The 25954-nt window shown below is 34.0% G+C and carries 18 protein-coding genes; 17 read left to right on the top strand and 1 reads right to left on the bottom strand.

Annotated elements, in window-relative coordinates; genetic code table 11:
- Positions 1–14 precede the first annotated feature (14 nt).
- From ACFSJT_RS02345 to ACFSJT_RS02295, 11 genes are all read left to right on the top strand, one after another.
- The gene (locus ACFSJT_RS02345) at positions 15–683 is read left to right on the top strand and encodes a response regulator (protein ID WP_378318591.1); all 669 of its coding nucleotides are present in this window, start codon (positions 15–17) and stop codon (positions 681–683) included.
- Positions 684–1311: 628 nt separating this feature from the next.
- Positions 1312–4071 carry a triple tyrosine motif-containing protein gene (locus ACFSJT_RS02340; protein ID WP_378318590.1) on the top strand — a complete coding sequence of 920 codons (2760 nt, stop codon included), beginning with the start codon at positions 1312–1314 and terminating at the stop codon, positions 4069–4071.
- Positions 4072–4472: 401 nt separating this feature from the next.
- A complete protein-coding gene (locus tag ACFSJT_RS02335; protein WP_378318589.1) occupies positions 4473–7661 on the top strand; it encodes a glycoside hydrolase family 2 TIM barrel-domain containing protein in 3189 nt (1062 codons plus the stop codon).
- Between the two features lie 100 nt (positions 7662–7761).
- Positions 7762–9204, top strand: a complete 1443-nt coding sequence (locus tag ACFSJT_RS02330; protein WP_378318588.1) for a glycosyl hydrolase family 16 — start codon at positions 7762–7764, stop codon at positions 9202–9204.
- A 12-nt stretch (positions 9205–9216) separates the two neighbouring features.
- Complete coding sequence (locus ACFSJT_RS02325) at positions 9217–10074, top strand: glycoside hydrolase family 16 protein (RefSeq protein ID WP_378318587.1); 858 nt, start codon at positions 9217–9219, stop codon at positions 10072–10074.
- Positions 10075–10177: 103 nt separating this feature from the next.
- Positions 10178–12454, top strand: a complete 2277-nt coding sequence (locus ACFSJT_RS02320) for a PKD domain-containing protein (RefSeq protein ID WP_378318586.1) — start codon at positions 10178–10180, stop codon at positions 12452–12454.
- An 89-nt stretch (positions 12455–12543) separates the two neighbouring features.
- Complete coding sequence (locus ACFSJT_RS02315; RefSeq protein ID WP_378318585.1) at positions 12544–16008, top strand: hypothetical protein; 3465 nt, start codon at positions 12544–12546, stop codon at positions 16006–16008.
- Between the two features lie 6 nt (positions 16009–16014).
- Positions 16015–17301 carry a glycoside hydrolase family 17 protein gene (locus ACFSJT_RS02310; protein ID WP_378318584.1) on the top strand — a complete coding sequence of 429 codons (1287 nt, stop codon included), beginning with the start codon at positions 16015–16017 and terminating at the stop codon, positions 17299–17301.
- Between the two features lie 46 nt (positions 17302–17347).
- Positions 17348–18787, top strand: coding sequence for a glycoside hydrolase family 30 protein (locus ACFSJT_RS02305; RefSeq protein ID WP_378318892.1), 1440 nt, complete (start codon positions 17348–17350; stop codon positions 18785–18787).
- A gap of 10 nt (positions 18788–18797) precedes the next feature.
- Positions 18798–20363, top strand: coding sequence for an MFS transporter (locus tag ACFSJT_RS02300; RefSeq protein WP_378318583.1), 1566 nt, complete (start codon positions 18798–18800; stop codon positions 20361–20363).
- 26 nt (positions 20364–20389) lie between these two features.
- A complete protein-coding gene (locus ACFSJT_RS02295; RefSeq protein ID WP_378318582.1) occupies positions 20390–21274 on the top strand; it encodes a glycoside hydrolase family 17 protein in 885 nt (294 codons plus the stop codon).
- Between the two features lie 23 nt (positions 21275–21297).
- Here the strand turns inward: ACFSJT_RS02295 and ACFSJT_RS02290 are convergent, their stop codons facing one another.
- A complete protein-coding gene (locus ACFSJT_RS02290) occupies positions 21298–21396 on the bottom strand; it encodes a GIY-YIG nuclease family protein (protein ID WP_378318581.1) in 99 nt (32 codons plus the stop codon).
- A gap of 322 nt (positions 21397–21718) precedes the next feature.
- Here ACFSJT_RS02290 and ACFSJT_RS02285 point away from each other — a divergent pair, with 322 nt between their 5' ends.
- The 6 genes from ACFSJT_RS02285 to ACFSJT_RS02260 all read left to right on the top strand — a co-directional run bounded on the left by ACFSJT_RS02285 (position 21719) and on the right by ACFSJT_RS02260 (position 25899).
- Positions 21719–22921 (top strand): tyrosine-type recombinase/integrase, encoded by a 1203-nt coding sequence (locus ACFSJT_RS02285; RefSeq protein WP_378318580.1) that lies wholly within the window; start codon positions 21719–21721, stop codon positions 22919–22921.
- Between the two features lie 19 nt (positions 22922–22940).
- Positions 22941–23876, top strand: coding sequence for a hypothetical protein (locus tag ACFSJT_RS02280; protein WP_378318579.1), 936 nt, complete (start codon positions 22941–22943; stop codon positions 23874–23876).
- Between the two features lie 110 nt (positions 23877–23986).
- Positions 23987–24352 carry a helix-turn-helix domain-containing protein gene (locus tag ACFSJT_RS02275; protein ID WP_378318577.1) on the top strand — a complete coding sequence of 122 codons (366 nt, stop codon included), beginning with the start codon at positions 23987–23989 and terminating at the stop codon, positions 24350–24352.
- The gene (locus ACFSJT_RS02270; protein ID WP_378318575.1) at positions 24342–24719 is read left to right on the top strand and encodes a hypothetical protein; all 378 of its coding nucleotides are present in this window, start codon (positions 24342–24344) and stop codon (positions 24717–24719) included. Before ACFSJT_RS02275 ends, ACFSJT_RS02270 begins: the two co-directional genes overlap by 11 nt.
- A gap of 2 nt (positions 24720–24721) precedes the next feature.
- Positions 24722–25201, top strand: a complete 480-nt coding sequence (locus ACFSJT_RS02265; protein ID WP_378318574.1) for a hypothetical protein — start codon at positions 24722–24724, stop codon at positions 25199–25201.
- A 56-nt stretch (positions 25202–25257) separates the two neighbouring features.
- Positions 25258–25899 (top strand): hypothetical protein, encoded by a 642-nt coding sequence (locus tag ACFSJT_RS02260; protein WP_378318573.1) that lies wholly within the window; start codon positions 25258–25260, stop codon positions 25897–25899.
- Positions 25900–25954: the final 55 nt, after the last annotated feature.

Here is a 25954-nt window from a genome sequence, read left to right as displayed (position 1 = left end):
ATAATGAGTATATTATGTTCAACAAAGTTTTAGTTGCAGAGGACCTGGGGAGTATTAATCATGGAATCTCTAATATTTTACATGAAAGAACAGGAGTCAAAGAAATAAAACAGGCGCAATATTGTGATGACGCCTATTTGAAATTTAGAAGAGCCTTAAGGGATCGTAATCCTTTTGATTTACTAATCACAGATCTTTCGTTTAAAGATAGTCATCGAGAGAGAGAGATTGTTTCAGGAATTCAGTTAATAGAAGAAATAAGAGCAATACAAACCGATATAAAAGTAATTATTTACTCAATGGAAGATCGGCCGGCAAAAGTAAAATCATTTTTTGATGAATATGGTATAAATGGTTATGTATGTAAAGGACGATATGGTTTAAATGAATTAGTACAATGCGTAACCGAAGTTTATAAAGGGAATACATTCCTTTCTCCATTATTGGCTAGTGCAATGAGTAAGAATAACATGTTTGAACTTAAGGACTATGATCTTTTATTGCTTAAGCATTTATCTGATGGCCTTACTCAAGAACAAATAGGTGCCTATTTCAAGAAAAATCATATTTCACCTAATAGTATCAGTTCTATAGAAAAAAGATTAAATAAACTAAAGTATAATTTCAAGGCAAAAAATGCAATTCATCTCATCGCAATGACCAAAGACCTAGGTCTTTTATAGAGAAAAGAAAATTATAATAAAACAACCCCGCAATTGTAAAACTTTGGCGAGCCAACAAAAGCAGGGTCTGAATAACAATCGATTTAATGTAAATCAACCATTATATTGGATGTTTTTTCAAATGAAATAACTCAAAAAAGCACTCATGTTTTTTTGAGTTATTTGGCTAAACATCCAAATTTAATATCATTTAGGATAGGGGTTCCTTACTTTACTTTTTATAACGCACAATATAATAAGAACCTTTTAAATATTTACGGTTTCCCGCAGAAAAATGTTAATTTCTTATAAAAAGAATCAGAATACTAAGGGAATATCTTCATGAACAGGGGGTGTAACGAAGTAAGTTTTCCAATTTTTTTGAGATCTACTTTACCACGATTTCCTCCTTAAAAAAGTTTTTTAAAAGGATAATTTGTTTGTTTTTGGTCTCTTCTCAAACAGGCTTACCATTTGTCTTCTAAAAAATATCCCTTTTAATTTTTATTTTGATATTGTCAATATTTATGTGAATTCTCTGTTGAATTAATAATTTGTATTATTGTATATAGTAATATATTTCTTTTCTTAATTGGGATTTTATAAAATAACATCTTTGCTCTTAGTAGTTATTTTCTGTTCAGTAACCATGGCACAGGAGCTACCTCCTATTCAAAATTATTCACCCAAAGATTATAACGCTGAAAATCAGAATTGGGGGATTTCTCAAGCTACAGGAAAACTAATATACGTTGCTAATAACAAAGGACTATTAGAATTTAATGGTGCAATATGGAAATTATACCCTTCTCCAAATGAAACTATTATAAGATCTGTTAATGTTGTTGGAGATAGGATCTATACAGGTTGTTATATGGAGTTTGGATATTGGCAAAAGGATGATTTTGGAGTTTTACAATATTCGTCTTTATCCCAACAAATAAATATCAAATTAATAGATGATGAAGAGTTTTGGAATATTATAGATATTGATGATTGGGTAGTTTTTCAATCCTTAAATCGAGTTTATATATATAATGTTAATGATAAGTGGGTAAATACTATAGATTCGAAAAATATGATAACCAAAATATTTAAGGTAGATCAAAGTGTTTATTTTCAGGTTATTAACGAAGGCGTGTATAAGATTGAGCACGGTAAAGATACCTTGATTATTGGCGACGATATGGTTAAAAATAATGAGGTCGTCAGTATTTTTGATGTTGGACAGAACCTTTTAATTTTAACCAGGGATTATGGCTTTTATAGTTTTAAAAACAATTCATTAAATAAATGGAATATAAGTGCTAATGAGTTATTATCTGAAGTGAGTATCTATAATGCTATACGATTAAAAGAAAATAATTTCGTATTGGGAACTATATCTAATGGATTAATTTACCTAAACGAAAACGGTGATCTTTTATACCAAATAGATCAAAATAAGGGGTTATTAAACAATACAGGTTTATCATTATTTCAAGATATGGATAGCAATATTTGGACGGGTCTTGATAATGGAATTAGTTATATTAATATAAATTCATCGTTCAAAATATACAATGATAATAGTGGTGTTTTAGGAAGCATTTATGCATCGGCAATTCATGACAATAATTTGTATCTAGGGACTAATCAAGGGCTTTTCTTTAAAAAGCTCGACGGCAACGATAACTTTAAGTTTATTAAGGGTACACAAGGCCAGGTATGGTGTTTACAAAAGATTAATCAAACATTATTTTGTGGACATAATGCAGGCACTTTTATCATAGATGACAATCAAGCACAAAAAATATCTAATGTTCAGGGAACCTGGAATATTACCAAATTGAGAGATGATACCTCAAATCTTCTTTTACAGGGAAATTATGACGGTTTATATGTTTTGGAAAAAGCGAACAACAATTGGCAACTTAGAAATAAAATAGAGGGTTTTAATAATTCATCTCGATATTTTGAGGTTTTTGGGAATGAGATTTATGTAAATCATGAATATAAAGGTGTTTTTAAGATACAAGCCGATAGTAGCTTTTCTAAAGCAACGAATATTGTTATTGATAACTCAATAATAGGTTCTAATTCTGGACTCATAAACTACAATGGAGAACTATTGTATGCCTATAAAAAAGGGATTTTAAAATATGATCATCACAGGGAAGAGTTTGTTGAAGACAGTCTCTTAAGCACTATATATTCTGATAAAGAATATGTCTCGGGTAAATTAATTCTTGATGAACAGAACAAAAATTTATGGGTTTTTACAGATTCTAATATAACTTTTGTAACCCAAGGTACGCTCACAAAAGCTCCGAAGCTTAATACCATACCTTTTACAAAAGAAGATCGAAAAAGTGTCACTGGATATGAAAGTGTAATGAGTTTTGAGAACGGTAACACATACTTATTTGGTACTAGTTCTGGATACATAACTGTTAATCTTGATGATTTAAGTATTAAAAATTTTCAGGTTTTTTTGGGAAACATTACAAATGGTAGTAATAAAAAGAATAAGGCGGCTATAAAACTTGCGAATAAAGATTTAAAAGGAAACTTTAAAAACTCAGAAAATAATCTAGAAGTATCTTTTTATGCACCAGAATATAACAAATATTTAAAACCAAGATACCAATTTCAGCTATTAGGTATTTATGATGATTGGAGTGATTGGTCCGAGAATCCAACAGCTTTCTTCGCAAATCTCCCATACGGAGATTATCAATTTAATGTAAGATCCAAAATAGGAAATAAAGTATCAAGTAATATTGCTAGTTATTCTTTTGAAATTGCTAAACCTTGGTATATTACCAATTTAATGTTAATAACTTATGCTTTGGCAACCGTTTTGTTTTCCTTTTTCATGCATATCATGTATAAAAGATATTATAGAAAAAAGCAGCAAAAGTTGATTGAAAAAAATAGACGCGAGTTAGAGTTGGCAAAGGTACAGAATGAAAAAGAAATCATCAAAATTAAGAATGAGCAACTAAAACAGGATTTTAGGAATAAGAGCAAAGAATTGGCAACATCAACCATTGACATTGCAAAAAAAAATGAATTGTTAACACAAATAAAAAATCGACTAATTAAGATTCAAGACAAAAGCATTATCGAACCGGTAATACATATAATCGATAAAAACCTAAACGATAATGATAATTGGGAATCTTTTAAAGAAGCTTTTAATACAGTAGATAAGAAATTTTTAAAGAAGCTAAAAAAAATGCACCCAAATCTATCTACAAATGACCTAAAACTATGTGCATATTTACGCTTAAATTTATCTTCTAAAGAGATCGCTCCGCTGTTCAATATCTCAACTCGAAGTGTTGAGATTAAGCGTTATAGACTTCGCAAAAAAATGAATCTATCACATGAAGATAACCTGGTGAGTTATATTCTGGAGATCTAAAATACCTATACATTAGTTAAACAAAGCTCTACATTACCCATACATGGTCATATTTTTAGATAAATTTTATAAAAAGACTTCATAGATCGTAACCTCCATTAAACAAAAGGGTTGTGAAATTATTATATTATTAAAAAAACACTCAAATTCTTGCAATGTATATTTTTTGTTGAGTTTTTTTTTGCCGATATCATAATTTTTCATAATACATTTAACCATCCCCAAACTAAAGTACCAATAGAGTGAAACTTTGGAAAATGTTATTGCCGTTTTATCTATATATTGATAAAAACTTGCAAATAATATATTCAATGAACTTTTCCTAGATAATGATATGTAAGAAAAAAATGCAAGTCATGGCATTTAGCATTACATAAAAGATCAACTCAATAATAATTAATATGATGAAAAGCAATTTTCTAGGACTAGTAATTTTCTTCCTCTCAATGTACATATTTCCGCAGGCTCATCAAGTATCGGTAGCAAAAGATAATGATGAGATGAGGTTGGTTGTGAACGGAAAAGATTTTATGATCAATGGGGTGAATTGGGATTATGTGCCAATTGGGACTACAATCACCGATCCCGGAATATGGGCAAAGTCTGATGATATAATCAAAGCAGCTATAGATGGTGAGATGTCCTTATTAAGGAATATGGGGGTTAATACCATTCGTACTTATAATCTTAAACCCAAATGGATTAAATATATCTATGAAAATTATGGTATTTACACCATGCTCAACATTACTTTTGGAGCTTACGGACTTACCATAAACGGTGCTTGGGTACCGCAAACCGATTACGCAGATCCAGATACAAGACAAGTTTTAATGAAAGAAGCCAGGGATATGGCTATGTCTTATAAAAATACACCTGGTTTATTATTATACATGATTGGTAACGAAAATAATTACCATTTATCATGGACCGGAGCAGAAACCGAAGATATCCCAATAAATGACACCAGCTCAGGAATTAAACTTGCAGCTCGTGCACTGTATAAAGCATTTAATGATGCTGCAAAAGAGGTAAAAACAATCGATCAATCGCATCCGGTGGCTATATGTAACGGTGATTTGTTATATGCAGATATCGTAAAAGAAGAATGTACCGATATTGATATTTATGGGACTAATATGTATCGCGGCATTTCCTTTGGAGACGCTTTTCAAAGAGTTAAAGATGAATTAAACATGCCAATTCTTTTTGCAGAATTCGGTGCAGATGCCTTCAATGCCAGAGATAATCAAGAAGATCAATACTCTCAGGCGTACTATAACTTAGGAAATTGGAAAGAAATTTATGAAAATGCCGCGGGACTTGGAAAAGCCGGAAACTCTATTGGTGGTTTCACCTTTCAATTTAGTGACGGTTGGTGGAAATATAAACAAACTGAAAATTTAGATGTTCATGATAATGCCGCTTCTTGGTCTAATGGTGGGTATAACAGAGATCAGGCAAAAGAAGGTGATAATAATATGAACGAAGAGTGGTTCGGCATTTGTGCCAAAGGACCAACAAATGAGAGAGGACTCTACGAATTATATCCACGTGCCGCTTATTATGCATTAAAAGAAGCGCATCGCCTTAATCCTTATGACGAAGGAATGACTCTCGATTTTATGGATAATTATTTTGACAACATCCAAATCATGGATGCTATGCTCAGAGCCCGAGGAGATAAAGCAGCTTTGAAAGCAGAAAGAGGAGGAAAAATAAGGTTGAGTCAGCTAAGAGCAGAATTCACTACGTTTAATACAGGTGGTGAGTTAATCACAACTCCAGAAAATGAAGATCCAAATGCAAATGTGTTTCCAAATCAATTAGGTTTTGATCACATGGAATCCTATTACATCGGTGTAGAAGGAAAACCTTCACCAAGTATGCGAGCTAATGTTAATTTTAATATCCTGGGCAATGTTGCCGAAAACCCTATCAATGAATTATTTTATGAAAGTGTAGGTAGACCGGTTGTAGTGCAAGGAGTAGAAGGAGGCAATGATTTAGATGTTGAAATAGCTGATTTTAATAGGCTACGTGTATATAACGCAGAATACGAATGGAACACTAAAATTGTCGATATAAAGGGGTTTTATAGAACCGGGCATTACCATTGGGGGTATGAGGGTGATTTTTTTGGGTTGTATCCAGAAGCGAACTATGGACCAAATTTAGATATCTACAATGGTGAAATTTTAGGAATGGAACTGAACGGTAAGGGCAGTTTAAATGGCTTGAAGGCTGCATTCGGTCCCCAAATATGGTGGGGCGCTAACCCTACTGCATTGCTAAAGTATAGGGCCAACATAAAAAAATTCGATATCACGGGTATTTACCATAGAGATTTCGAGACGGATATTACATTAGATGAAACCGGAAGTCGTGTTTTAGATGCAAATCAAGTAAGAAGCGGTGTGATTCCACCTTGGCCTACAGAAAGAGCTACATTGGTCGTAGAAAGAGATTTCGGAGCATTTGGGGTTACACTCGGAGGGATATGGGCAGGTAGTCCACTAAATGATATTAAATATCAAGATATAAGAGGCGAATCAGGAAACTACGTGGTATATGAAGATAAGGTAAATTCAGACGATAATTGGGGTACTAAAGCAAAAATAACGTATTCCAAAGGCAAGTTTAATTGGTATGCACAAGGTGCAACTACCGGATTGGTGGCGAATGGAGGAGCTGATCAAACACAATCATTTGCTGGTTGGAAACTGAGAGATAATGGAAGTGGAAACCAAAATAGTTTTCTAACAGGTTTTACCTATACCTTAGGAAATTGGCAAATAGCTCCTAACTTTCTATGGCAAGAACCCTTGGTGGATGCGATACCAAATGATGCGGATGGGACTGCCAGATTAAGAAACATACTTGTAGCACCTTTCGTAGTAAGAGCGAACAGAAAAACAACAGCTGGAGAAATACTATTTACTTATGATCCAACTCCTGGATCTTGGTTTTATCAATGGGATAACGATAGATCAGAAGATGCTAAACTTGCATTTAATTTAGGTTTTGTGTATTGGCACCTTCCTACAAACATGGATGCACATATTGGGTTTTTAGCAGATCGTACCATATTTGCGTTTCCTAATTCTGTACCTGCTAGAGATTTATGGGAAGCACGTTCACGTATTGTATCTAAAATTAACCCTGATTTAGCCCTAGTAGCCAACCTATTTGCTGGTAATGGTCAGGCAAATGGTAGCGATCCTAGAGAAATTGATAGAATTGGAGGAGATATTCGTGTGATCTATAAAAAATGGAAGTTTCAACATACCTTCCAAATAGATGATTGGGGACCCTATGATTATCATCGAGACTTCAACCTAACATATCCGGTGCAATTGATGTTAGATGTTTCGACATCTATCGGTAAACCTGACTGGTTTATTCTACCCAGCACTAGAATCGGGATTCGGGGTACCTGGCGTTCCTTAAATGAGTTTTCTCCTCGTTATTCACCAATTGCAGTACCACCCAATACATTCCCACCAGATCCTGTATTAAGCCCTGTTGGATTTGACGATGGTACCGAGTGGGAGATAAGAACATACGTACACATTAACATAGGAAAATAATACCATGAAATGAGCCATAACTATTGGTTGATACCAACCCAAATGTTCAATGGCGAATTCCATCTGACAACTAAAAAACAATAAAAAAGAACAGATGAAAATGAAGAATAGAAAACATATAGACCTAAAAACAATATGCTCTCTAACATTGGTTTTAGTACTACTATCTAGCTGTGAGAGAGGTCTTTCAGACGAAGCAGTTTTTGCGACCTTTCCAAATACTGCCGACATTTACACAGATAGCCCAGTGGGTCTTACGGACGAATTTTTTAAATCATTTGACCCTGCGCTGGGGGCCAACACAGAAGCATTTGGTACTGACGATGACGTAGCCTTTGAAGGAAACTCTTCTATAAGAATTGATGTCCCAGCTCCAGACGACCCAAACGGAAATTTTGTTGGGGGTATATTTCTGGACAGAGGAGAAGGAAGGGATCTAACGGGGTATACTGCCTTATCCTTTTGGGCCAAGGGCTCTATTACTGCAACTATCGGCCTTGTAGGTTTTGGGACTGATTTTGAAGACAATAAATTCGCAGTTGAACGACAAAACATTCAGTTATCTACAGATTGGCGAAAATACATTGTGCCAATTCCTGATCCTTCAAAACTAATTCAGGAAAAAGGAATGTTTGTCTTTTCTGCAGGAGGCTTTGACATCATCGATGCAGTGCCTAACGGAAATGAGATTGGCTATACTTTTTGGCTAGATGAATTAAAATTTGAGAACTTAGGAACAGTAGCCCAGTTGCGACCAGCTATATTTTCGGGCCAAGATTTAATGCTTCAAACTTTTGTTGGTTCAACTGTACCGATTTTTGATTTAGACGCTACATTTAATGGGCCAACCGGCGAAGATATTACCGTTGCCGCTGCACCAAGTTATTTTGATTTTTCATCCTCGAATACTGATGTGGCATTTGTTAATGAATTGGGATTAATTGAAATTGTTGGTTTGGGTATAGCAACTATAACGGCGCAATTAGACGGGGTTGCTGCTCAAGGTTCTTTAGAAATAACTGCCTCTGCTGGACTAGAATCTGCACCAGAACCAACATTACCGCCAGAAAACGTAAAATCAATATTTAGTGATGTTTACGATATAGAAACAGCAAGTAATTTTACACCCGAATTTGGTGGTTCTACAACCGATTTAGCTTTATTACTTAATGGAGATGACTTCTTTTTATCTTATACCAATAACAACTTTACGGGGATATTATTTGATAATACAGTAGACGCATCAACTTTAACTTTTTTACACGTAGATGTGTATATTCAGGACAGCAGTGGTGATATAGGTCTACAGATTAGAGATGCTGGAGCCAACCAAGAAATTGAGACAGATCCAAATACTGGTTTTCCAATTGGAGATGATAAAGATTTTAGATTCGATTTAACTGGTTTGACACCTGGTCAATGGACATCTTTTGAAATTCCACTCGCAGGGGATATCGCAAATCAAAAGAATAATCTGGGGGGTATCATTCTAACTGGTGGTCCTAACTTTATTTTAGATAACATCTATTTCTATAGAGAATAAAAAAATCAAAAAATGAATAAGAATATAAATAACATAATCAGAATTCTTTTTATACCGTGCCTTTTCTTGATGGGTTGTGGGACAGATGATACGCAGACGGTGGCTACCTTTAATAATCTGGTGGCAGAAGATAATTTTGATGTTGATGGCCAAATTAATACCTCTTTTTGGAATTTTGACATCGGCGATGGCTCAGAACAAGGTATTCCCGGATGGGGAAATAATGAGCTACAATTCTATACAGATCGAACCGAAAATGTGACTGTAGAGAATGGATTTTTACTAATCACTGCCCAAAAGGAGGATTTTAATGGAGCACAATACACCTCTGCAAGATTACAAACCAAAGGAAAAATTCAACAACGTTACGGCCGTTTTGAAGCACGTATACGATTACCCTTTGGCCAAGGAATGTGGCCGGCTTTTTGGTTGTTAGGTGATGATAGTGACGGCAGCATTTGGCCGCAGATAGGCGAGATAGATATTATGGAGAACGTAGGTGATGCACCTACAGAAATATTTGGTACGGTCCATGGACCCGGGTACTCCGGTGGAGAATCCATATCAAAGAAATATACCTTAGAAAATGATAGGGTGGATACAGGGTTTCATATATATGGTGTAGAATGGGGGCCAAACTATATCAACTACTACATAGATGACGTATTGTATTACCAGATCACTCCCGAAGATGTGAATGAAGAAACTGATGGAGAGGGTGAATGGGTATTCAATGATAGGCCATTCTATATCATTTTAAACCTGGCCGTTGGAGGCAACTTACCAGGATCGCCAAATGAAGAAACGGTTTTTCCCCAGACTATGATAGTAGACTATGTTCGGGTATATGAAATTACACAACCAAATTAATTTAATTAAGAAATTATGAAACGCGTCATTGCAAGAATTTTGATTTATATCGAAATGACTATTTGGCGAGTTCCGGGTAACCTCTAAAACAATAAGATAACTCATGAAACAATTAATCAAAAAAACAAATGTAATCTGGCTTCTATTTATAGCTGTTGCCTTTTTTGGTTGCGAAGATGATGATGATGCCAACTTACCACAGGTTATTGCAAGTTTTGCTCAAACCATAAATGAAGATACGGGGATAGTATCTTTTATAAATCTTTCAGAAAATGCAGATAGTTATACCTGGGATTTTGGAGACGGTACAACTTCTACAGAAATTAATCCAATTAAGACATATACAACAGGTAGTTATACAGTGATATTAACTGCGAAAAATGTAGCGGGTGCAGAAGGTACTTTTCAAGATGAAATATTTATAAACATTCCGGTGCCCGTAACACTTCCCATCAATTTTGATGCAGACAATGTTAACTATCAAGCTGAGGTTTTTGGAGGAACATCTTTTCAAGTTGTAGAAAACCCTGATCTATCAGGAGCAAATTTAAATACATCTAATGTTGGTGCTATTACTAATAGTGGAATAGCATTTGAAGGTATTGTCTTTAATTTAGGTGAGCCATTAAATTTATCTGAACAAAAATCTATAAAAGTTATTTTTTGGTCAGATACTCCAGTTGATGTACTATTGAAACTTGAAGAAGGAACTACGTTTATAGAGACAACCGCAAGTCATGGTGGAACAGGTTGGGAGGAAATTTACTTTACATTTGATTCTTCAGATGCATTTTCAAGATTTACAATGTTTGTTGATGGGCCGGGTACGACTGCGGGTACATTTTATATAGACGATATTTCTCAGATTAATTCTGCAGATATTCCTTGTACGGATACACTATTGGAAACTCCAATAGATTTTGACTGCAATGGCATTGATTATGCCACTAAGATTGTTGGTAATGTATCATTTACTGTTGTAGATAATCCAGAATTATCGGGTATCAATAATGAACCAACTATGGTTGGTCAAATCACAAATGTAGGAGCTAATTTCGAAAATGCCTTTTTTAACCTGGATACTCCAATTGATTTTTCAATGGATAAGGGGGTTAGAATGAAGTTATACTCAGATCAGGCACTACCCATTTTATTAAAATTTGAAGATGGTACAGAAGCACCTGTTGAAAATGTACAAAATCATGGAGGTTCTGGCTGGGAAGAATTAATGTTCACACTTAACTCCTCGGGCTCATATAATGCTATGGTTATTTTTGTTGATGGACCAGGTACTGCTGCTGGTACTTTTTATGTAGATGATATTGAGCAGGTTTCTGTAATGGTACCAGATCCTTGTGTTCCAGAAACTAATCAATCATTAGATGCATCTAACTTTAATTTAACGTTCCAGACAGATCCCACGGCAAGTATAGCTTCATTTGATGCAGGCTTATCCTGGGTTGATAATCCCGATTTTGATAATGATGTTAATACATCTTGTAAAGTAGGTCAAATTGATAGATCCGGAGCTGCACTATTTGCGAATAATCAGATTGATTTTGATGCAAAATTTGATTTTAATACTAATGCAGGGTTCAAATTAAAAGTATGGTCACCTAATGCAGGTACTAATGTTTTAGTTAAACTGGAAGATAAGACTAACGATTTGATTAATGTAGAAGTAGCAGCTGTTACTAGCATAGCAAGTGGTTGGGAAGAATTGACTTTTGACTTCGCAAGTGGTGAAAGCGGAAAATATGATAAGATCATATTGTTCTTTGAGTTGAATACTAACACAACAGAGACCTATTACATTGATGACTTTAGATTGTATGGCTCAGGTGGATCTGGTGGTGGTTGTGTAGGAGGGCCAACTATGGATGTAGTATCTTTTCCAGTTGATTTTGAGAACTGCGAAGGATTTAATGTTTCTTTTGGATCAAATCAATCGAGACAAATTGTTAACAATCCTTTTTCAGCAGGAATTAACACATCTGATAAAGTGTATCAATTTACAAAGCTTACTGGTGCTGATGGTTTTGGTGGTTTTCAAAATATTTTCGATACGGGAAGTTTTACAAACAACTCTACCCTCACCTTCAAGATTTATTCAACATTACCAAACCAAGAGGTGCGCTTAGAGATTGTAGCTATTCCTAATGATGGTAGTATTGGTAATCCTGCGCCCTATGCACAGACGCTTACTACAGCAAACGATTGGGTAGAAATGTCCTTTGACTTATCTGTCAATGCATTTCCTAATGCATCAGACGAGTCTGTATATACCATGTTAGTGGTTAAACCAGGTAATGTTGATCCTGGTAATACACCAGCAGATGTTACTTTTTATTTAGATGATTTCAACATCACATCAAATTAATTTTGAATAATCTTTTGAACATGAAATAACAAAGGTCGAGAAGTAGTGTACTCGACCTTTTAAATCCCTTTAAATATTTTCATTCAAAAATGGAGGATAATTTAGCTATAATGAAAGAAAGAATAAGAGACAAAGAGGTGAAACTAAAGTACATCGTTATTGATCATGAGATTTTTTATATGATTTCTAATAATGATATGATGCGACCCTTTTTTATGAGTATCGTTAGCGATTCTAATCATTGGATGTTCATATCCAGTAATGGAGGATTATCTGCGGGCAGAAAAGATGCGAACAATGCAATTTTCCCATATTATACTGATGATAAGATTACCGAATCGTACGACATTACAGGTAGCAAATCCATTTTTAGAATAAAAAAAGAAGAAAAGCTAGTCATTTGGGAGCCGTTTTCAGAACGCTATTCAGGAACATATCAATATTCCAGAAATATTTATAAGAATGCTTACGGCAATAAGATTTTATTTGAAGAAATTAATCATGATCTAAGTTTGACATATACGTATATGTGGAATTCCAGTAATGAATATGGTTTTGTTAGAAAAAGTACATTAATAAATAACTCCGATACATCTGTAAATGTTGAAATATTGGATGGTATTCAAAACATCATGCCTTATGGGGTAGGAGCAGGTCTTCAAGAGATTAGAAGTAATCTGGTAGATGCTTATAAAAGAAGTGAGCTTGTACACGCTAGCGGACTGGGTATTTATGCCCTTAGTGCTATTATTGTAGACCGCGCAGAGCCAAGCGAAGCTTTAAAGGCAAATATAGTTTGGTCAAGGGGGCTAGAAAATCCAAAGTACCTCTTATCATCATTGCAATTGAAGAACTATAGAAATGGAGACGTTATAGAGGAAGAAGATGATATAAAAGCAGAAAAAGGTGCATATTTTGTTCATAGTAGTATCACTTTACAAGCAGAGGAACGTAAAGGCTGGATGATGGTTGCTAATGTTAATCAAGGACCTTCTCAAGTAGTAGAAGTTTCAGAAATACTTAAAAACGACAACGATTTAATTCAGAAGGTTAATGATGACATAGAACTAGGAACGCAACGTTTGATCAATTTGGTATCAGCTTCAGATGGGCTCCAGTTAACAGCGGATAAAAGACGAAATGCCAGGCACTATTCAAACACCTTGTTTAATATCATGCGAGGTGGTATTTTTGATTCTAATTACGTAATAGAAAAATGGGATTTTACGAACTACTTAGCATCAGCTAATAGAAAAGTATATAGCAAGAATGAAGTATTGTTAGAGAGTTTTCCAGATGCTTTTACGCTTTTCGATCTTAGAGAAGTAGCGCATCAAAATGGAGATAAAAATTTTAGACGGTTAGCTCTAGAGTATATGCCGCTTAAATTTAGTAGACGTCATGGTGACCCTAGTCGTCCATGGAATAAATTCTCAATAAATACTCAGAATGAAATAGATGGATCTAAGATTTTAGACTACGAGGGTAACTGGAGAGATATTTTTCAGAATTGGGAAGCATTAGCGCATTCTTATCCAGAGTTTGTAGAAAGTATGATCCACAAATTTCTAAACGCTACTACCTTTGATGGTTATAATCCTTATAGAATTGCAAAAGGAGGTATAGATTGGGAAGTTATAGAGGAGCACGATCCTTGGTCTTACATTGGTTATTGGGGAGATCATCAAATTATTTACTTATTAAAATTTTTAGAATTTTTCCAAGATCATTATTCTAACAGATTACAGCATTTCCTTACTAAGGATATATTTGTTTATGCTAATGTACCTTATAAAATTAAGCCTTATAAAGACCTTTTAAAGAATCCAAAAGATACGATAGAGTTTGATTACGAACTTGATAAAAAGATACGCGAAAAATGTGCTGAATTTGGAGCCGATGGAGTGTTGTTAAGAGACAAAAACCGTAGTATACACAAGATAAATTTCATTGAAAAGATATTAGCTACGACCTTAGCTAAGTTATCTAATTTTATTCCTGAAGCTGGCATTTGGTTAAATACACAACGCCCAGAATGGAATGATGCCAATAATGCTTTGGTGGGTAATGGGGTTTCAATGGTTACACTGTATTACTTAAGACGCTTCTTTAAGTTCTTGAAATCCATTCTTGAAAACACGGCAGATAAAGACATAGAGATTTCTAAAGAGTTAATAGAGTTTTATAACAATGTAAATAGCACTCTTAAAAACCATGAAGGAGTTTTATCTGGCAGGATAACAAATGAAGAAAGAAGGAAGATTCTTGATGGCTTAGGGATGGCTGGTAGTACGTATAGAACTAAAGTTTATGACCATGCATTTTCAGGTAAGAAAGAAACACTTAAACTTAATGATCTAAAAGCTTTTATCGATTTGACATTGAAATATTTAAATCATTCAATAAAAGCTAATAAACGGAGTGACAATATGTACCATGCATATAATTTAATGACAGTAGATAATGAAAATGAAATCTCTATTACACATTTAGATGAAATGCTGGAAGGTCAGGTAGCAGTATTAAGTTCTGGGTATTTATCATCAAAAGAAAGCTTAAGTCTCTTAGATGCCATGAAGAACAGCGCGTTGTTTAGGCCAGATCAATATAGTTACTTACTATATCCAAATAAAGAATTACCAAAATTTAAAGAAAAGAATAGTATACCTAAAGAGTATGTAGAAAATTCGAGATTATTAACGCAATTACTTGCAGATAACAATACACAAATCATTGAAAAAGACATAAATGGAAATTATCATTTTAATGGAAGTTTTAATAATGCCGAGAGCCTAAAACAAGAATTAGAAAATCTCTCGTCTAAAGGATATAATAATTTAGTTGAAAAAGATAGGGATCTAATACTGGAGACTTTCGAAAAAGTATTTAATCACAAAGCATTTACAGGACGTTCCGGGACATTTTATGGCTATGAAGGGTTGGGTTCTATTTACTGGCATATGGTTTCAAAACTATTACTAGCCGTACAAGAATGTTCTTTAAAAGCTATAGATAATCAAGAATCAAATGAGGTAGTAGGAAGGTTATTAGAACACTATTACGAAATTAATGAAGGCATCGGGGTTCACAAATCTCCAGAATTGTATGGAGCTTTTCCAACAGACCCATATTCACATACACCAACCGGTAAAGGAGCGCAACAACCGGGAATGACTGGACAGGTAAAAGAAGATATTCTAAGCCGTTTAGGAGAATTAGGCGTAACAGTTAAAAATGGAGAATTGCAATTTCACCCATTTCTGTTAAGAATAGGAGAGTTTTTGAAAGATCCAAAAATGTTTGAATACGTAGATGTAAATCAAAATAAAAAACAATTACAATTATATAAACACGAATTGGCCTTTACATATTGCCAAGTACCTATTGTATATTCTTTATCCGGAGAAAATAGCCTGGAAATAACCTACAGCGATGGCTCGATAATTTCACATTCAGGTTTAAAATTAGACACTGTTATTGGCCAGAAACTATTTAAAAGAACTGATGAAATAGAAAGTATAAAAGTAAATATTGAGAAAACTATTTTAAAATAAAAACAAATGACACTAAGACGCAGCATAGTACTATCATTATTATTTGCAGTACTTATATTGTCTTGCCATCAAGAAAAAAAAACTAAACAATCTATGCGCCCCCAAAAAAATAGTACCGCAAAAGACATTTTAGGAAACCCAAATTATTTAGCAATATCCTATGGAGGTTATCGTAAATCATCCAGAGAGTTTCAACCTACTATTGCACAGTTAAAAGAAGATATGAAGATTCTTAAAGCCATGAATATTAAGGTGCTAAGAACCTATAATGTTCAATTGGCTCAGGCTTCAAATGTATTAAAAGCTATACATCAGTTAAAGACAGAAGATGAAACTTTCGAAATGTATGTAATGCTTGGTGCTTGGATTGATTGCAAGAACGCCTGGACTGATGAAGTACCAGAACACACTATAGAAAGTGCACAAAATGAGAGTGAGATCAATAGAGCTGTGGCATTGGCTAATCAATATCCAGATATTGTAAAAGTAATTGCTGTAGGCAATGAAGCCATGATTAGATGGGCAACCAGCTATTATGTACAGCCCAATGTGATATTAAAATGGGTTACTTATTTACAGAACTTAAAGAAAGAAGGTAAACTCTCTAAAGATCTATGGATTACTTCGTCCGATGACTTCGCATCTTGGGGAGGAGGCGAAGAAAGTTATCAGGTTAAAGATTTAGAAGACCTTATCAAAGCCGTGGATTATGTGTCTATGCATACCTATCCATACCATAATACGCATTATAACCCTGAGTTTTGGGGAATAGATAATGATGAAGAAAATCTTTCTTCAGAAGAAAAAATCGAAGCGGCAATGCAAAGAGCCTTAAAATTTGCTCAAAAACAATATAAAGCAGTTTCAAGTTATGTTGAAAGTTTAGATGTTAAAAAGCCTATCCATATAGGTGAGACAGGCTGGGCTACTGTTTCTAATGGGCACTATGGGCCAAATGGTTCTAAAGCCACAGATGAGTTTAAAGAAGCATTGTATTACCAATACATAAGAGAATGGACCAATAAGGAGGGTATTTCATGCTTTTATTTTGAAGCCTTCGATGAACCATGGAAAGATGCCCACAATACTAAAGGTTCAGAAAATCATTTTGGATTAATTACTGTTGATGGTAAGGCAAAATATGCACTTTGGGATATGGTCGATAAAGGTGTGTTTAAAGGATTAACTAGAGGAGGTGTCCCAATTACCAAAACGTACAATGGTGATAAAGACGAGATGATGAAAGATGTAGAGTTACCTGCTCTTAAAAAAGTAAAAGCCGTTGGCTTTTAAAAAGATGAGAAAAAAGATTTACATAATACTAGTAGTTGTTTTAACCATGAGTGCATGTGCCAAAGAACAAAGTCTTGAAGTAGCCGTTTACGAAACTTCTGCAAGTGGTAATAAGTTGACGAAAGTAACGGAGTTTTCAATTTCAGAAACCAAAGCTAGTATAAGGTTAAATCCTGAAAAAACCTATCAAACCATTACAGGTTTTGGAGGCGCATTTACAGAATCTTCAGCATACGTATTGAATAAGTTGAGCATCAAAAATCGCAATAAAATCATTAAAGGGTATTTTGGAAAAGAGGGTGCCAATTATTCATTGACAAGGACACATATGAATTCTTGCGATTTCTCACTAAGTCAATATTCATATACACCTAGTGAAGATAAAGAACTCAAAGATTTTTCAGTAAAAGAGGATATGGACGATTTAATTCCAATGATTAAAGAAGCAATGGCAGCTTCAGAAGATGGTTTTAAAATATTTGCATCCCCATGGACGGCACCACCTTGGATGAAGGATAACAAAAATTGGGTTGGCGGAAAACTATTGCCAGAATATTATGATACCTGGGCGTTGTTCTTTTCTAAGTATTTAGACGCCTACAAAGAACAAGGAATCGATATTTGGGGGTTTACTGTCGAAAACGAACCACATGGCAATGGTGATAACTGGGAAAGTATGCATTTTACACCAGAAGAAATGACAGATTTTGTGCAACATCACCTGGGCCCTAAGCTGGAAGCTGATGGTTATGGAGACAAAATCATCTTAGGTTATGACCAGAATAGAGCGGGTTTAAAAGAATGGGTAGATGTGATGTACAAGGATGAAGCTTCTTCAAAATATTATGATGGTACTGCGATTCATTGGTATGAAAGTACATATGAAATATTTCCCGAAGCCTTACAATATGCACACAACAAAGCACCTAATAAATTATTAATTGAAACTGAAGGTTGCGTAGACTCTGAAGTGCCTAAGTGGCAAGATGATCAATGGTATTGGAGTAAAGAAGCAACCGACTGGGGCTGGGATTGGGCAGCTGAAGATGAAAAATATCTACATCCTAAATATGCTCCTGTACATCGGTATGCTAGGGACATAATAGGTTGTTTGAACAATTGGGTAGATGGTTGGGTAGATTGGAACATGGTACTGGACAAACAAGGTGGCCCAAACTGGTTTAAAAACTGGTGCGTAGCGCCAGTGATTGTGGACCCAGATAATGATGAGGTATACTTTACACCTTTGTATTATACCATGGCTCATTTTAGTAAATATATTCGCCCCGAAGCGAAAGTGATTGATGTAGAAAATTCAGATGAGAAAGTTATGGTTACTGCTGCTAAAAACCCAGATGGATCCATTGCTGTAGTAGTATTTAATCCTACAGAAGAAGCAAAACAGTTTTCACTGTTTCTAGGTGAAAAATCAAAAGATATTTCTATTAATGCACAGGCTATTCAAACGATAGTCCTTACCAACTAAAATTAAAACTATGTCAAATATTAAAACTGCCGCAAAAGATAAGGTCCCTGTAGGACAAAAATCCGCCTTTGGGGCTGGCCATTTTATATTAAACATATTGCCTGGAACGCTTCAGGTTTTTATCCAATTCTTTTTATTAACAGCTTGGGGGGTAGATCCTTTATGGGCCGGGCTTTTGGGTGGTTTACCAAGAATATTTGATTCGATAACAGACCCAATAATGGGTTTTATTTCAGACAACACTACATCTAGATGGGGACGCAGAAGACCCTATATTTTTGTTGGTGCAATCATAAGTGGTATACTTTTCTTTTTCATGTGGCAAATTGATGATAATGCTTCTCAATCATATATTATTTGGCATGTCATGGTACTTCAATTACTATTCCTTATTGGTAATACCATGTTTGCCACTCCATTGGTTGGGCTAGGTTATGAAATGACATCAGATTATAACGAAAGAACACGTTTAATGGCATTTTCTAATACCATGGGGCAAATTGCCTGGATGATTGTACCGTGGTTATATGTTATAATACCAGACACAAATACATTTAATACACAGACAGAGGGAGTACGTACTATGGCACTTATTGTAGGTGCAATGTGTATAGTTTTCGGAATTTTGCCTGCATTGTTTTGTAAAGGTATTGATTCCTCGCATATGGAAAATCGAAAATCGATTAATTTCAAAACGCTCGCTGCTAACATGAAGGACTTATTTGCAGGAATTGTTCAGGTTTCTAAAAATAAACCCTTCATGAAATTATGTGGTGCGACGTTCTTAGTCTTTAATGGGTTTCAACTTGTTGCTGCATTTGGTGTTTTCATTATTGTATTTTATATGTATAACGGTAGTTATGAATTTGCTGGTACTTGGCCAGCATGGTTTAATACAATTAATGCCATGATTACTGCTTTTATTGTTATACCCATTATTTCAAGAATGGCCAATAAGTGGGGAAAGAAAAAAGCCTTTATAATTTCAACTGTTTTATCAATAGTCGGCTACCTTTTAAAATGGTGGGGCTTTGATAAAGAACTTAATAGTCAATTTAATCAAACGGGATTAGGTACATCATTAAATTCTGGAATAGGTACAATATTCGAATTTTTGAACCCAACACTAGATACAATAGGAATGTCTTGGTTTAGTATAGATCCGGGTAGCGAAGTACCATGGCTTATATTTTTGCCAATTCCATTATTTGCTTTCGGAATGGGAGGATTATTTACCTTAATGATGTCCATGACTGCAGATGTATGTGACTTAGATGAATTGGAAAATGGAATGCCTCGTAAAGAGGGAACCTTTGGAGCTATTTATTGGTTGATGGTGAAAATAGGTCAGTCTATTGCGCTAGTTTTAGGTGGGGTTATTTTGAGTATTGTTGGATTTGATCCTAATGTTACCGAACAATCTTTAGAAACCATGAATGGACTTAGGGTCGCAGACATATTAGTCCCATCGGTTACCGCTGCATTAGCAGTATGGGTGATGTGGAAATATAGTCTTACTGAAAAAAGAGCTAGAGAAATAAAAGCCACATTAGTAGAACGAAGAGGAGAACTTTAATATCATTAATCAATCACACCTATCTTATGTCTGTAAGAAAAGAAAAGTTTTTGGCTCTAGCTAGTTTAGACTACTCCGATAAAACTACAGAAGACTTACGAGCTTTGTTTAGAAAGTTTTTAGTAAGGGGTATGCACGGGTTAGGTTTTAGCCCTTATGTAGAAGGGCAGCAACCAGGCGATCAACTATCGGAAGTACAAATAAGACGCCGTATAGAGATTATTGCACCTTATACCAAATGGGTGCGTTCATTTTCTACAACAGAAGGCAATGAATTAATACCGAAGATCGCCAAAGAATATGGTATGAAAACATTGGTTGGGGCATGGCTTGAAGATGATGACGAGATCAACCAAAAAGAGGTTGCTAATCTTATTGATTTGTGTGAAGAGGGCTATGTAGATATCGCAGCAGTTGGTAATGAGGTAATGTATAGAGGTGACCTAACCGAACAACAGTTATTGGATTTCATTAATCATGCCAAATCAAAAATAAAGAATGTCCCTGTGGGGTATGTTGATGCCTATTATGAGTTTGTGGATCATCCTAGAATTAGCGAAGCATGTGATATTATTTTGGCGAATTGCTATCCTTTTTGGGAAGGTTGTGATCTGGATTATTCACTTTTGTATATGAAAGATATGTATCAAAGGGCGCTTCGTGCTGGTAAAGGAAAAAAGGTCATTATTTCCGAAACCGGATGGCCTAGTAAGGGTACAAATCTTGAAGGGGCATTTCCATCCTATGAAAATGCCATGAAATACTTTATCAACACTCAAAAATGGGTAGAAGAAGAAGGTATAGAACTGTTTTATTTTTCATCGTTTGATGAGTCATGGAAAGTAGGGGATGAAGGAGATGTAGGTGCTTATTGGGGTATTTGGGATAAAAATGAAGAATTAAAATATTAGTTTCAATATTTGTCAAAAAAAGTCTAATACTCTATCTTATATAACCGATCATCTAAATTGATGGTATTACCCACATAATATTTATTTGAAGAAATACTAAAAAGAATATAAACAGTAAACATCGATAGATTTTTAAAACAAAAAAGCCTTACAAAAGTAAGGCTTCCTGTGATCGCGACAGGATTCGAACCTGTGACCGTCTGCTTAGAAGTTATAATTTATTATATTTAGTTTCTACTTTGTTTTTATACTAAAGCTCATAGATACAATAGTTTATAAGGGTTTTGTCTATATTTGTTAATAAGTATTAGTATGTTGTTTTGTGCAAATTTGTGCAAATTTTGTGCAAATTATTATCTTGCTAATTATCCTTAGATAAACAAAATGCAATTCAATACTTCTATTTGTCTGGACAAGAGAAAATCCAGTAAGAAAATAAACAATTTGTTTCCAGTAAAACTTCGTATTTACTCCAACTTGATTAAAAAAGCTAAACTTTATCCAACTGGTGTTGATTTATCTATAAAGGATTTTGAAACGTTATTTAATTCAGATACTAAGGTAAGAGGAAAAAATAAAGAATTAAAAATTCGATTACAACGTATTGAGAGTAATGCTGAAGCCGTGGCAAAAGAATTACAGTCTTTCACTTTTGAATTATTTGAAAAGAAAATGTTTAGGAGCAAAGATGCTTCTATTAATGTTGCTTATCATTATCAAAATAAAATCAACTCTTTGAATAATAATAAACAGTTGTCTACTGCAAGTAATTATGACTTGAGTCTAAAATCAATAACAAGATTCATTAAAGCTAAAACAAGGACTACTATAAAGAACTTAACGTTTTATGATGTAAGTGCAGATTGGCTTAACAAATATGAATCATTTATGATTGATACGGAAGGTAAAAGCCGGACAACTGTTTCTATCTACTTAAGAGCTTTGAGAACCATTTTTAATGATGCGATTAATGAAAACGATATAAAAAGAGAAATATATCCGTTTGGTAAAGGAAAAGGTAAATATCAAGTACCAACTTCAACCAGAAAGAAGAAAGCGTTAAATAAACAACAATTAGCAACTTTATTTAACGCCAAACCTCAAAGTCAAGAACAGGAAATGGCAAAAGATTTTTGGTTCTTCAGCTATGCTTGCAATGGGATGAACATTAAGGATATAGCATTGTTAAAGTATGAAAATTTAAGTAATGACGCTTTATTTTACTATCGTGCAAAAACCTTAAATACCAAAAAAGGGAATTTGAAAGAAATTAAAGTTTTTTTAAATGAATATGCAAAAAGTATTATCAATAAATATGGAAATAAAGACAAAAGTGAGTTACAGGTAATTTTTCCGGTAATATTAATGAATGACGATGTAGCAGAACAACAAAGAAAGATTAAAAATTTCACGAGTTTTGTAAATCTTCATTTCAATAAACTGGCCAGTAACGAAGGTTTTGAATTCAAAATATCTAGCTACTGGGCAAGACATAGTTTTGCTACAAGATCAATACAAAAAGGGGCTTCAATGGAGTTTATAAGCGAGGCACTTAACCACAGCAATCTTAACGTTACAAAAAATTATTTTGCTGGATTCGAGGATGAAACCAAAAAACAATTCGCTAATCAATTAATGGATTTTTAATGTTCCTGTAATCAATCAAATGGAAACCGATAAAAGTAAAATTATAATATCATTAGGTGATCTCTATAAATCAGCAGAGAGTTATATTCGTTTTGCAGATTATAAAGAGAAGCAAAAAAAAGGTACTCCTGCTTTAGTAGTTGATTATAAAGGTGAAAAAATACCTATTTATAATTGCTATTTGGCTGCTGTTCTTTCAAGTAAGATGTTTAAAGATATTTCTTTAAATGAAGACCCAACTATAACAATAAGCGATATTCTTACTAAAATTATTGATGGATATTTAGAAGGTAAAAATTATTTTATGAACAATCATTTTTTACCGAGTAAATACAGATATTCAAGGAATTCCAGTTCATACGTTAAAAAAATTAAACATTTATACTTCAATAAAAATATTGAAGAATTTGGAGGTGTAACTTTTGGTTGTCGATATGTTAAAACTGACACTCCATACGTTACAAGCTTAGAGAAGTTCTTTAAATGGGGGTTTAATACTGCGTATACAAAACTCATAGAGGTAATGTTTGAAGAAGATAATACCCTTTTCTTTGGAGAAAATAATACTGATATTGACACAACCCCCAAATTGGATATATTAAAAAATGAATCACAGGATTCAAGTACGTTTGAATTCACAAATAACTTTGATTCAATTAATGAGGAAAAAGTTTACAATCACTTCAAATCAAATCTAGTTGATACTAAAATGATAGATGAAGCTGATCTTAGGCTTTATTTGAAAGCTTCATTTGAAAATAAGCAAATTCCTGAAACGCTTTTCAGTTTCAAAAATGTTAGAAACAAGCAGAGTGTTATAAAGGTGTTTTATAATTACTATAAAAACGTTGCAATAAAACCACATGGTAAACAAAAAGAGTATGCAGGACTTTTAGGCGACTATTTTCAGGGCTACAAAACAGATACAGTTAGTACTAATTTCAGTAAGGATTAATTACTAAGATCTTACGAATTCTACGAAACTTTTACTAATACTACTAACTTCATTAGTAATCATAAACAACTAAATAATATTGCAGAGTAAATCATTAAAATTACTTTGTGATGACAGAAAATATAACATTCGAACAGTTACCTAATTCGGTAAAAATTCTAACAGAAGAAGTTAGTGAAGTAAAACGCTTGTTGATTGAGATACAAGATCAAGGGTCATTCAAGAATACAAATACATGGTTTGATCTTCCTGAACTATGTAAATATCTTCCAGAAAAACCAGCACAACCTACAGTTTATGGATGGGTTAGTAAAAAAAGTGTGCCCTTTCATAAAAGAGGTAAAAAACTTTATTTCCTAAAATCCGAAATTGATGAATGGTTAAAGCAGGGCAGAAAAAAAACAGTTTCAGAAATTGAGGCAGAAACTGATAATTATTTGTCTAAACATAAAAAAGGGTTGCAAAATGGAAAATAACCAAAATCACAACCCAAATAGTAGACGGAATAAAGATAAGCTTTTAGTATTAGACCACATAAAAAATGAAATAGAAAAAGGAAGTGGTTTAACGATTAAAGAGTTAAGCGCAAAATATGGGGAAGAACAATTATTCTACACTTCTCTGAAATACGTGACCACTACGAAAAAAGCACTTTGTGTGGCTATTGACATTCCAGTCGAGGCAGCTTGCAGGTATAAAAAACATCTTGAAGATAGAGGACTGCTAGTAGAGTCTATTGAGGTTGTTATTTGTCCGTATACCAAACATTATGCGCGTTTAATCAGTACAAATCCTGAAGAGTTTGATAGACTTTCAGAAACTACACAGTTAAATCTTTTTTAGTTATGAACAATCAGGGTTTAAAAAAACTGGCTGAATTAGCATTGAAAGACATAGAAAATCGTTACCCAAACTTTCCGAAACATGCTATACCACAACCTAAATATATCGACAATACATCTAATGGGTTGACCAGGTGCGTAATTGACTGGATTGAGCTTAATGGATTTCAAGCAGAACGCATTAATTCAATGGGAAGACAAATTGATAAACGCAAAACTGTTACTGACGTTTTGGGCAATAAGAGAACTGTTGGAAGCGTGACTTGGACGAAGGGCAGTAGTCAAAAAGGTACAGCAGATATATCTGCAACTATAAAAGGAAGATCTGTCAAAATCGAAATTAAGTGTGAAGCCACAGGGGATCATTACCAAAGTGAAGATCAAAAAAGGTATCAAAAATCAATTGAACGTGCTGGAGGTATTTACATTATTGTAAGAACGTTTGAAGATTTCTATGTTTGGTTAAATAAGTTTATTGATTAGGTATGAATAAAGGGGATAGATACTTTAATTTTCCTATATCTTTACTTAAGGGTTTTATGAGTAATACAAAGAAGGTATTGAATGATATTTGTGATTATGCTATCTATAATCACTCCTTAAAACTAGAATATGGTGATGAGCTAGAATGTATTCAATCAAGTGCCGATTATTATCAAGTAAAATTAGGGAACATCGAAAATTCATACACTAATGGAGAGGAAATATACTATAGTATTGATGACAATTCACCAAAGGTAGGCATTGATCTTTCAATTTGGTGGGATTATTATAAAAACGAAAAGGATGATTTTAGTAAAGCTTGTTTGCTTGGTTTTTTAGCTATTAAGAGTATTTTACAAAATAAGGCATACTGTAAGATAGATAATAGATTTTGGCTTGCTAGAATGGACGGGAGGGCTAAATCGATAAATGATGTATCCGATTTGTCAAAAGAATTACAACCATTTAGTAACCATTATCAAACCCGGAAGATTAAAAAAGAATTAAGAGTACATTGGAATTTAAAAACATATTCTCATTATACTAGGGGTTTCTATGTGAGTTTTCAACTCGAATTAGAGCAATTAATTTTTGAAGCCGAGAAAAGGAGAAAATCCACACTGGAAAAGCAACATAAAGAAAGGGAAAAAAAAGCTAGACTATTGGCATTACAAAAACTTGGGGTTTCGCAACCATAACGCAACCTATAAAAAAGATTTTTAAGATAGTTTAAACTTTTGTGAAACCATCTTT

Origin of the sequence: Aquimarina celericrescens (genome assembly GCF_042682765.1) — a bacterium.
In the GTDB taxonomy this organism is placed as follows: Bacteria; Bacteroidota; Bacteroidia; order Flavobacteriales; family Flavobacteriaceae; genus Aquimarina; species Aquimarina celericrescens.
Note: the sequence above shows the minus strand (reverse complement) of the source record. Positions and strands in the feature narration are given on the sequence as shown.

Coding starts and splice junctions, on each gene's coding strand:
- ACFSJT_RS02280 (WP_378318579.1), top strand. CDS start 22,941: ATGGAAACCGATAAAAGTAAAATTATAATATCATTAGGTGATCTCTAT.
- ACFSJT_RS02260 (WP_378318573.1), top strand. CDS start 25,258: ATGAGTAATACAAAGAAGGTATTGAATGATATTTGTGATTATGCTATC.
- ACFSJT_RS02270 (WP_378318575.1), top strand. CDS start 24,342: ATGGAAAATAACCAAAATCACAACCCAAATAGTAGACGGAATAAAGAT.
- ACFSJT_RS02330 (WP_378318588.1), top strand. CDS start 7,762: ATGAAGAATAGAAAACATATAGACCTAAAAACAATATGCTCTCTAACA.
- ACFSJT_RS02300 (WP_378318583.1), top strand. CDS start 18,798: ATGTCAAATATTAAAACTGCCGCAAAAGATAAGGTCCCTGTAGGACAA.
- ACFSJT_RS02290 (WP_378318581.1), bottom strand. CDS start 21,396: ATGTTTACTGTTTATATTCTTTTTAGTATTTCTTCAAATAAATATTAT.
- ACFSJT_RS02310 (WP_378318584.1), top strand. CDS start 16,015: ATGACACTAAGACGCAGCATAGTACTATCATTATTATTTGCAGTACTT.
- ACFSJT_RS02345 (WP_378318591.1), top strand. CDS start 15: ATGTTCAACAAAGTTTTAGTTGCAGAGGACCTGGGGAGTATTAATCAT.
- ACFSJT_RS02325 (WP_378318587.1), top strand. CDS start 9,217: ATGAATAAGAATATAAATAACATAATCAGAATTCTTTTTATACCGTGC.
- ACFSJT_RS02340 (WP_378318590.1), top strand. CDS start 1,312: ATGGCACAGGAGCTACCTCCTATTCAAAATTATTCACCCAAAGATTAT.
- ACFSJT_RS02335 (WP_378318589.1), top strand. CDS start 4,473: ATGATGAAAAGCAATTTTCTAGGACTAGTAATTTTCTTCCTCTCAATG.
- ACFSJT_RS02265 (WP_378318574.1), top strand. CDS start 24,722: ATGAACAATCAGGGTTTAAAAAAACTGGCTGAATTAGCATTGAAAGAC.
- ACFSJT_RS02275 (WP_378318577.1), top strand. CDS start 23,987: ATGACAGAAAATATAACATTCGAACAGTTACCTAATTCGGTAAAAATT.
- ACFSJT_RS02305 (WP_378318892.1), top strand. CDS start 17,348: ATGAGTGCATGTGCCAAAGAACAAAGTCTTGAAGTAGCCGTTTACGAA.
- ACFSJT_RS02320 (WP_378318586.1), top strand. CDS start 10,178: ATGAAACAATTAATCAAAAAAACAAATGTAATCTGGCTTCTATTTATA.
- ACFSJT_RS02295 (WP_378318582.1), top strand. CDS start 20,390: ATGTCTGTAAGAAAAGAAAAGTTTTTGGCTCTAGCTAGTTTAGACTAC.
- ACFSJT_RS02315 (WP_378318585.1), top strand. CDS start 12,544: ATGGAGGATAATTTAGCTATAATGAAAGAAAGAATAAGAGACAAAGAG.